General features: G+C 55.5%; 9 protein-coding genes and 2 pseudogenes. 7 read left to right on the top strand and 4 right to left on the bottom strand.

Going from position 1 to position 8,756, the window contains the following annotated elements:
- The 3 genes and pseudogenes from GAL01_RS11395 to vapB all read right to left on the bottom strand — a co-directional run.
- A pseudogene (locus GAL01_RS11395) lies at positions 1–126 on the bottom strand (IS481 family transposase); the annotation flags it as partial.
- A gap of 141 nt (positions 127–267) precedes the next feature.
- On the bottom strand, positions 268–672 hold the full coding sequence (gene vapC, locus GAL01_RS11390) for a type II toxin-antitoxin system tRNA(fMet)-specific endonuclease VapC (RefSeq protein WP_082790579.1): 405 nt from the start codon (positions 670–672) through the stop codon (positions 268–270).
- Positions 672–896, bottom strand: coding sequence for a type II toxin-antitoxin system VapB family antitoxin (gene vapB, locus GAL01_RS11385; protein WP_062027083.1), 225 nt, complete (start codon positions 894–896; stop codon positions 672–674). Before vapB ends, vapC begins: the two co-directional genes overlap by 1 nt.
- Positions 897–1,688: 792 nt before the next feature.
- Here vapB and scpB point away from each other — a divergent pair.
- The 6 genes and pseudogenes from scpB to GAL01_RS11350 form a co-directional block, all read left to right on the top strand.
- The gene (gene scpB, locus GAL01_RS11375) at positions 1,689–2,213 is read left to right on the top strand and encodes an SMC-Scp complex subunit ScpB (RefSeq protein WP_231865195.1); all 525 of its coding nucleotides are present in this window, start codon (positions 1,689–1,691) and stop codon (positions 2,211–2,213) included.
- Positions 2,214–2,364: 151 nt separating this feature from the next.
- A complete protein-coding gene (locus GAL01_RS11370; RefSeq protein WP_062027077.1) occupies positions 2,365–3,363 on the top strand; it encodes a site-specific integrase in 999 nt (332 codons plus the stop codon).
- Positions 3,364–3,366: 3 nt separating this feature from the next.
- Positions 3,367–4,152: a hypothetical protein gene (locus GAL01_RS11365; protein WP_062027079.1), complete on the top strand. Its 786-nt coding sequence runs from the start codon at positions 3,367–3,369 to the stop codon at positions 4,150–4,152.
- Between the two features lie 73 nt (positions 4,153–4,225).
- The gene (locus GAL01_RS11360) at positions 4,226–4,924 is read left to right on the top strand and encodes a segregation and condensation protein A (RefSeq protein ID WP_231865196.1); all 699 of its coding nucleotides are present in this window, start codon (positions 4,226–4,228) and stop codon (positions 4,922–4,924) included.
- Positions 4,925–5,310: 386 nt separating this feature from the next.
- Positions 5,311–6,234 carry a replication protein RepA gene (locus tag GAL01_RS11355; RefSeq protein WP_082790570.1) on the top strand — a complete coding sequence of 308 codons (924 nt, stop codon included), beginning with the start codon at positions 5,311–5,313 and terminating at the stop codon, positions 6,232–6,234.
- A 157-nt stretch (positions 6,235–6,391) separates the two neighbouring features.
- Positions 6,392–6,805, top strand: a pseudogene (locus tag GAL01_RS11350) (transposase); the annotation flags it as partial.
- Positions 6,806–7,021: 216 nt separating this feature from the next.
- Here GAL01_RS11350 and GAL01_RS11345 read toward each other — a convergent pair.
- Complete coding sequence (locus tag GAL01_RS11345; protein ID WP_062026997.1) at positions 7,022–7,981, bottom strand: IS481 family transposase; 960 nt, start codon at positions 7,979–7,981, stop codon at positions 7,022–7,024.
- Positions 7,982–8,283: 302 nt separating this feature from the next.
- Between GAL01_RS11345 and GAL01_RS11335 the strand changes: the two genes are divergently transcribed.
- Entirely contained in the window at positions 8,284–8,688 is a 405-nt protein-coding gene (locus tag GAL01_RS11335) for a hypothetical protein (protein WP_062026995.1), read from the top strand.
- Positions 8,689–8,756: the final 68 nt, after the last annotated feature.

The following is an 8,756-nucleotide window of genomic DNA, read 5'->3' as shown; positions in this document are numbered from 1 at the left end:
CCATTTGCGCACGGTCTCGTCGCTGACGCCGAAGCGTCGCGCCAACACCCCGGTCCCTTCCATCGAGCGTGCAATTTCGGCCCGGACGACAGGTGTGGTGCGGGATTGCGGATGGATCTGATGCATTAACAATCACTCCGGCGTTCAACGTCAAACCAGGGGGCGTAAGCGGCAATAGCCCACGATACGCCGTCCCAATGACGTCTCACAACCTGACAGCTAGTGGAAGCGACAGGCTATCGAGGCCATGTCGGCGACTTTCTCCCGTCAATCCGGCGTCCAATCTTCAGAACGCAATCCATTTACCCGGGTGAATTCTCGTAGGTTTCCGGTTATAACGACCAGTCCTTTGCTCCGGGCGTGCCCCGCAATCATTAAGTCGTACGGTCCGATAACACACCCACGGGCTTCCAGATCAGCCCTGATTTCTGCTGTATGTGCTGCCGCATTATCGTCAAATGGCAAAACAGACAAACGCGCAGCAAAATGCTCTACCTCACGTCGGATTTTTGCCGGATTTTGAGATTTTTCCGCCCCATATAGAAGTTCGTAAAGCACAACATCTGAAATACAGAGGGCCTCGGCGTTATCGTTGAAACGCTCGCGTAAGCCCTTTGGACGGTCACGCAAGACGCGGATACAAAAATTTGTATCCAGAAGATAACGTAGCATCAAAAGCTTTCACGTTCCTGCATTGCAGGTTGATTGCGTTCGGGTAACTCAGTGCCGGAGGACGAAAAAAAATCATCCCATGCGACATGCGCTGGCGCAATAATACGTCGTACGCCATCAGGAATTATCACGACGTCCTTCAGACTAAGATCAAAGGCAACGGCTTTGGGAAGCCGTACAGCCTGAGAACGATTGGAAAGAAAGAGAGTTGTGCGGGCAAGCATGGTATCCTCCATACAGTATATACTCAACGTATATCCATAAATTGATCTGATACCAACAAAATTCGTTCAGCTTTAAATTGGGCTATTTTCCGTCACTATTCCGGAAGCCAACGTCCATAACAGACATCAAAATATCCGACGGCTTTTTATTTTTTCGCTGAGATCAGAGCTACCCCTCTTCCCCCGAAGAAGATTAACCATAGTATTTTTCATACCTCTTAAGATTCATTCCAATCTGATAGGGCCCTTCGAACAGATCCCCGAGAGCCAGACGCCGTCGCAATGTCAGACGGCGTTGGGCTAGATGATACATTCGGTCATGCAGAAGATGGCAGCGTTGACAGAGCGCACGCAAATTCCGCCACAGGTTGCTGGTGGGATCGTGATTCAGATGAGCGGCCGCTAGGGACACTTTCGTCTCGCGCACCTGCAGAAGCTCGATCAGGTCAGGAGAGGCCACCCGCCTACCCCGGCCATTGACCCAGTGTCCTGTGTCAGGATGCTTCCACCGGCCACCTGGCAGTACCTGAAGGCGATGGCCATGCGGACGCCCGCAGCGCTGGCACACACCCCCTGCCCGCTCGAACCTCACCTGCCAACTCAGTTCGGGCCAGTTGGGAGGATACAGCGCTTTCAATTCCGGTCGGATCGGCATTCCGGTTTGTTAGCACATAATCGCGACCTGACAGAGACCTCTGGTGGGCCCTGTTTTCCGAAATTTTGGAACAGATCCGTCAGCGATATGTTCCCGGCTCTGGCCGCCCTCCCCGAAACGACCATATGCTTCTGGTCATGACGTATCCCTCCCCCGCTCCCGTCCGCTTGGCCGAAGCCCTCCTGTTCCAGAGCAGCGCTCCCGTTTCGCGAACGATGCTGGCGCGTGCTCTGGGAGAAGACGTGGAAATCGCCCAGATCATGAGTCAGGTGGCCAAACGCACGGAGGGGCTGGGGTTTGAGTTGGTCGCGGTCGGAGACGGCTGGATGTTCCGCACTGCTCCCGATCTCGCGGAGATCCTGAAGGCAGTACTAGAGAAACCACCAGAACGCCTACCCCGCGCCGTGCTCGAGGTGCTGCTTCTGATTGCTGCCCGTCAGCCCGTCACCAGACCCGAAATCGAAAGCTTCCGGGATGCGGCCCTGCCCCAGAAGACTCTGGCCCTGCTGCAGGAGAAGGGCCTCATTCGCAGCGTCGGCCGCAAGCCGGTGCCGGGCCAGCCCCAGCTCTGGGCCACGACCGAGACCTTCCTCGTGACCTACGGGCTCCGATCGCTGGCGGAGCTGGATCCGCTGCTCGAAGGCCTGAGAGGCCCGCTCTAGGCCCTTTGGAGCTCGTTCTACGGAGCTTCTGGGACTGTTTTTTGTCGTTTTAACACGTGGTAATGTTCTCTTACCACGTGTTAGATCAGGGTTGCCTTAATTGCCGTCTCACGGCAGACTTGTTGAGTGTTTCAGAGGGAAAAGTGGCAGCATGACAGTCCCGACAGACCCCGCAGAACACCTTTCCGAAGCGCCCTCTCCCGCTCTGCAGAGTGCTTTGAGCGCGGCAAAGGACAGTGCCCGAACGGCAGCCTATGCGCCCGAAACGCTGCGGGCCTATGCCCATGACTGGCAGGCCTTTTGTTCCTGGTGCGACGAACACGACACGTCTCCGCTTCCGGCCGCCCCTCCTGTCGTCGCGGCCTGGCTGCACAGTCTGGCCCCACATTTCAGTCGCTCGGCCCTCAACCGCCGCCTGGCGGCCATTGGCTATCAGCATCGCATGCGAGGGCTGGCGTGGAGTTCTGGCCACGCGGCCATCCGCACCACCCTGCGCGCAGCAGGACGTCTGTATGGCACGCCCCAGAAACAGGCCGCCGCCCTGACCTCGCAGGAACTCCGCAGCCTCGTCGCCCCCGCACAGGGCAAAACCGTCGACACGCTGGCGGATCTGCGCGACCGGGCCCTTCTGCTGATCGGCTTTGCCGGAGCGTTGCGGCGTTCGGAGCTGGTTGCCCTCACAATCGAGACCGTCCGGATCGTCGGCACCGGATTGAAGCTTCATATCGCCCGTAGCAAGACTGACCCCGAACAGCGCGGCGAAGAGGTGTTTCTCCCCCGTGGCAAGCATCGCGAAACCTGCCCGGTTCTGGCTCTGGAGCGCTGGCTGAAGAAAGCCGAGATTACGGACGGTCCCCTCTTCCGGTCCATCAATCGCTGGGAGCAGGTCGGACGCGATGCCCTACATCCGGATGCCATCCGACAGATCCTGCGGCGTCGGGCCAAGATGGCGGGACTCAAAATTCCCTCCGGGGAACGCCTCAGCCCGCACGGCCTGCGCGCCGGCTTCGTCACCGAGGCCTTCCGGGCCAATGCCCGGGACGAGCAGATCATGGCCCATACCCGCCACCGGGATCTGCGCAGCATGCGCCGCTATGTCCGTCGCGCCCGCCTGGACCTGGACTCTCCCGCCCATCTTCTGGATCTGTAACCGGTGCCACAGACTACGACTGAGATCATCGCCGACGTTGATGCGATGGTCGCCCGTCTGGAGGCCTATCGGCTGGAGCTCGAAGCGCGACCGGTAGCCCACGGCTACAGTGAATCGGTCCCGACCGACGATGAGGACCCGGAGACCGGCTTGCGTCTTCCCACGCGTCCGACGCTTCCCCGCCCTGCCCCCAGGCCACCCGCGAGCGGCACGGCGTTTCCAATCCTGGGATCAGGGCCTGCAGAACCGGAGCCCCTTCCCGCTCCGCCCCTTTTCAGTCCCCAGCCGGACTGGCTGGCGCATGTTCTGACCGTCACGGGACCGGAGACTGTGCTGGACCGGTTCCAGGCGGCGGCGGCGGGCACTGGCCGATTACTGTGGGGACCGGATGTTACTGCTTCTGAAGGCCTGAGCCGGATCTTTCCCGTTCAGGGGGCCCGGACGGCCGCTCTGATCAACGAGATTGTTCAAAGTCAGAAGCTTCTTGTCGCACGGGAGGCGGGATCGGGCTCCGTTCCGTTTGATCTCAACGCGCTTTGCCCCATGCCTCTGGATGTTCTCTCCCTCGGGCCCGGCTCCCCTGCAACACAGGCCTGGCTGTGGGAACACTGGGGCACTTCACGACCGCTCCAGCAAGTTGAGAGCATAGACGGGCATTCGAAGGAGGACACAACCCACTGGAGCGTCTCGTTCTGGTCGGCGGACTGGACGCCTTGGGCGGCTCTTCAGGATATTGCGACCCGATGGCCCGACCTCACCTTTTCCATTCGCCCGCTTTACGATGTCTGAGGAGCCACTTCTGGAGGTGGGAGCCTGGCAAGGTCCTCTGAACGCGCTGCTACACGCCATCCGTCGGAACGCCGTGGATCTTCGGACGCTACCGCTGACGGATCTGATTGAGCAGTTTTTAGCCTGTATAGAGGAGAGCCTCAGACGTCGTCCTCTCGAACAGACAACGAACGACCTAGTGCTGGCGGCGACCCTGGTGCAGATGCGCTCTGCCCTGCTGCTCCGGGGCGACACGGCCGACCACAGCGCCGCGCTTTCAGCGGCCGAACAGATTCAACGGGTCCTGCTTCGAAAGGACGCCCTTCAGAGGACTGTCGAGGTATTCGAACGCCGTGCTGTCCTAGGAGAAGACGTTTTCGGACGCGGGAGCGTGGTCTTCTCGCCTTCTGTCGCTGAGACAGCATCTCGCATCCTCACCCGAGATCTGCTTGACGCGCTTTTGTCTGTTTCCCGTCGGCGGGCGCAGCTGATGCCTGAAGAAAGCATTTTTCTTCCCTCAGCTCTGCCCCGTCTATCCGTTCAAGACGCCGTCGCGTGGTGGCAGCAGAAGCTTTGCGAACATTCGGAGAGCGCATGGGACCTCATCGAGGGCGTGATAAGTCTCTCTCCCACGGAAACCCCTCAAAGCTTGACACACCGCAAGGCCGCGTGGGCTGTTCATCTTGCGGCAGTTTTGGAGCTGGCAAGGGAAGGAGAACTGCTGCTTACCCAGCTAACTTGCTACGAGCAGCTTAAAGTCGTCAACGCGAAAACCAGCATGAACCATTGTTGAGCAGGATATAGGGCACATTGGACTCTACGCACGGCTGGGAAAGCAATTAGGAATTGGACTCTACACACACCTCAGCTCACAGATATCTGTGCCTGATTCGGTATTGGACTCTACGCACCTCGGTATCATCAGAAAAAAACTTATTCACAGGCGGAAAATTGCCCTTCTCGGTTGTCCTCTGGATTCTACACACGCCTAGTTTGGACTCTACTTACTAGAACCCGGGTTATCCCTTGGATCCTACGCACACCATCTAATAAGATTACTAATATCTTTTTCTAGAACAGCGTGAGCAGAGTCCAAACTAGGCGTGCGTAGAATCCAAGCGCCTCAATGTGCGTAGAGTCCAAATTGACACATTTTATCCTCTCGCCGATGGTCTGCTCATGGGAAGAATCCACAATCTCCTCGAACTGCACGGTTTAGAAGAGGCAAGACGCCAAGCATCCTTGGAAAGTAAGGTGCAACGCTATTGTGTGGATGCCGCACATGAAGTGCTGGCCGATGAAGCAATGTCGATCGGAATAACCCATTCTGGCTTCGCAATGGCGGCACTTCCTCACAAAAAAACCACTGAGACAGTTTGGGAACGTGATGGCGGTAATATAAAACTTCTGATCGAGAGCGGGCTAGATAAAAATAAAGATGCCGTTGGAATCCCCTATGGATCAATGGCTCGTATGATTCTGCTTTATCTCCAGACACAAGCCGTTAAAACAAAGTCGCGCGAAGTAGAGCTTGGAGCATCAATGAATGCTTGGCTCAAGGCAATGGGTATTGCTGTTGGTGGAAATACCTACAACGCAGTTAGGGATCAAGCAAAGCGTATTAGTCGATGCCGACTAACTTTTTTTCGAAGCAATGGCAGAGAAGAACTAGTAAGCAATGGGGCATTCATTAGAGATGCAATTTTCCCCATAGATAACGACTTGAATCAACCTTCTCTATGGAGAGAAGTTGTCAGATTGGATGAAAGTTTTTACGAAAGCCTTATTGATCATCCACTACCGCTAAGAGAAATTGCTATAAGGCAGATATCCAGCAAATCAAAAGCAATTGATATTTATATTTGGTTGGCTTATAGGCTTCACGTACTCAAAGACCCGGTTAACATTTCATGGGCTGCCCTCAAAGGGCAATTTGGTTCTGAGTATAGTCAGCTACGAGGGTTTAAAAGAGATATTATAGCTCCACTCAAACTCGCTCTTTCCGTTTACCCAGAGGCGCATGTTGAAGTTGATCAAGAAACAGGAATATTGCTCTACCCGTCTCCACCACCTGTACCCGAGAAGCGAATGATCGGTCGGTGAGAGCACAATTCATAGCCAAAGTGTAAGATAGACATGGCTAAGAAGAAGACGAATAAGTCTGACTTCTCCTGCATCCCAAACATAGAAATGCCTTAGCCTCAGGCCCCATTGATATTAGTGGCTGAATGTGATTCAGGCCTCCTTGAAGAAACTGAAGATGAGCGACCTGTTTTGGCTGACGGACGATCAGATGAAGCGCCTGCGACCGTTCTTTCCAAACAGCTACGGCAAACCTCGTGTTGATGACCGCCGCGTGCTGAGCGGCATCATTTTGGTGAACCGCAATGGTCTGCGCTGGCGTGATGCGCCCCGGGAATACGGTCCGCACAAGACGCTCTACAACCGTTGGAAGCGTTGGGGCGACATGGGCATTTTCATGCGGATGATGGATGGCCTGTCTGCCGAAAAGGCAGAGCCTCAGACCATTATGATTGATGCGACCTATCTCAAAGCACATCACAAGGCTTCAAGCCTGCGGCTAAAAAAGGGGATCAGGCCCTGCATTCCGGGACGGAGATCCCGCGGGAAACCCATCAGATACGACAAGCGAAAATACAAACGCCGCAACCGTCATCTTCTGGCTATGAGGCCTGAGCCTAAGAAACGCATGTACAGCAGTCATACCGATTGCGTACCTACGTCGTATTTCGACGTTTTGCTGCACGCGAAATCGCTCTCCGGGCAGAGTCTTCGATTCATAGAGAGCCTTCTGTCTTGTGGTCATAATCTTTGGCATAGAGCTGAGCTTCTAAGCGTTCATCGGGTGTTTCTGTGCGGAGGCCAGCAACTAGGTGTTTAGTCCCGGGATTTGATGGGTTGGATTGATGATGAATCTTTCTGGCTCTGAAGTCCAGATTTTGCAGACGTATTCGTAAGGGGTAATGCCACTGAGGGTCTTGAGTCTTCGCCCGAAATTATAGGCTGCCATGAAATAGCTGAGGTGTGTCCTTAACTGCTCGTGGCTGTCGTAATGGAAGCGTTTGACGGTTGCTTCCTTGATTGTCCTGTTCATCCGTTCAACCTGACCGTTCGTCCAGGGATGGTTGGGTTTTGTCAGACGGTGTTCAATCCCGTGGGCTTCGCAGATCATGTCGAAGCGCATTGGACGCGACCACGCCGTATTGTGGTTACGGGGCTGTTCAGCGAACTGGATGCCGTTATCGGTCAGAATGGTATGGATCCGATAAGGAATGACGCTCAGGAGATATTCGAGGAATTCCCAGGCGGTCTTCCGATCGGATTTCTCAACCAGTTGTGTGACAGAGAATTTTCTGGCCCGATCGATGGCGACGAAGAGATACAGCTTGCCCTCAGCAGTCTGTACTTCGGCAATATCGATGTGAAAAAAGCCTATGGGATAGCGTTTGAAGCGCTGGCGTTTGGGCTTGTCTCCTTCGATGTCCGGCAACCGGGATATCCCGTGGCGCTGAAGGCAGCGATGCAGAGCCGAGCGTGTCAGATGAGGGATGCTGGCCTGCAGGGCATAAAGACAGTCATCCAGCGGCAGTAAAGTATGCCGGCGAAACGCCACGATCATCGCTTCGTCCGTCTCGGACAGGACCGTTGAGCGCGGCTCTTTAGGACCTGTCTTCTGATCCTCAACCGTTTGACGCTTTCGCCATTTTGCAACTGTTTTCGGGTTGATCCCGAACTCCTTGCTCAGCGTCGCGAGCGAAGCCTGCGATCGCTGTAGTGCTGCTCGCACGGCGTGCGTGGTCGTGGCGCTCCCATGACGTCTCTGTCCCATAAGGCTTCCTTCCACTCTCATGAAAATACCACACCATCAAACCCCGGGACTAAATACCTAGGTCTGCTTCAGGCAAATCCAGTCGAAAACCGGACCTTCCGCTCACCCCCCATTGCTGCCCGCAGGTGGCTTACTAAAAGGGCATCCGGAGAAAAGGAATAATTGCGCCCTCCTGAGACAATTCGCTGCCTGCGCACAGTGTTTCTTCCGAGACAGGATCCTCATCCTATCATCGATAGGCCACTTCTCAGTCGCACAATGTAGTTCAACTATCCTCCTGTCACCAAACAGGAGAGCCAGGAATGACTGATACAGAGACCGGTGAGCAGCGTGCGTTGGAGGTCACGATCTACGGTGTCGTCCTCTACGTTCTGCTCGATAACGTGGACGCCGTGATGGAGGCTGAGCCTAACGAAGACATGCCAGAGAATTTGTTAGCTCTGCTGTCTGTCCGGAACCAGCCATTCATGATTCACGCGGTGCTGGACAATTATATTCTGAGCAAGCTCGGGAAAGAGTTTGGCGCGCCCGTCAGCGCGGACGAGATCCTCTCGATCGCAAAAGAAAACGATCCATATTTTGGCACGTTGCTCGCCGCCGCTGCCGGTTCAGACATCATTACACATCCTGATCCGTCCGCTACACCCTACTCGAACGCGCGGGTCTCAGTCGTAAAGGTTGAAGCACCGTCACAGCCGCACGAATGATGTGCGGATTTGACTTTCGACGTGCTTAAAGCCTGTGGATTTATGGACAGCCGTTTCACGGTCGCTCG

This window comes from Gluconobacter albidus (assembly GCF_002723915.1).
Classification (GTDB): domain Bacteria; phylum Pseudomonadota; class Alphaproteobacteria; order Acetobacterales; family Acetobacteraceae; genus Gluconobacter; species Gluconobacter albidus.
The sequence above is the reverse complement of the archived record's forward strand: the minus strand, read 5'-3'. Positions and strand labels throughout refer to the sequence as shown.

Coding starts and splice junctions, on each gene's coding strand:
- GAL01_RS11335 (WP_062026995.1), top strand. CDS start 8,284: ATGACTGATACAGAGACCGGTGAGCAGCGTGCGTTGGAGGTCACGATC.
- vapB (WP_062027083.1), bottom strand. CDS start 896: ATGCTTGCCCGCACAACTCTCTTTCTTTCCAATCGTTCTCAGGCTGTA.
- GAL01_RS11355 (WP_082790570.1), top strand. CDS start 5,311: ATGGGAAGAATCCACAATCTCCTCGAACTGCACGGTTTAGAAGAGGCA.
- GAL01_RS11345 (WP_062026997.1), bottom strand. CDS start 7,981: ATGGGACAGAGACGTCATGGGAGCGCCACGACCACGCACGCCGTGCGA.
- GAL01_RS11370 (WP_062027077.1), top strand. CDS start 2,365: ATGACAGTCCCGACAGACCCCGCAGAACACCTTTCCGAAGCGCCCTCT.
- vapC (WP_082790579.1), bottom strand. CDS start 672: ATGCTACGTTATCTTCTGGATACAAATTTTTGTATCCGCGTCTTGCGT.
- scpB (WP_231865195.1), top strand. CDS start 1,689: ATGACGTATCCCTCCCCCGCTCCCGTCCGCTTGGCCGAAGCCCTCCTG.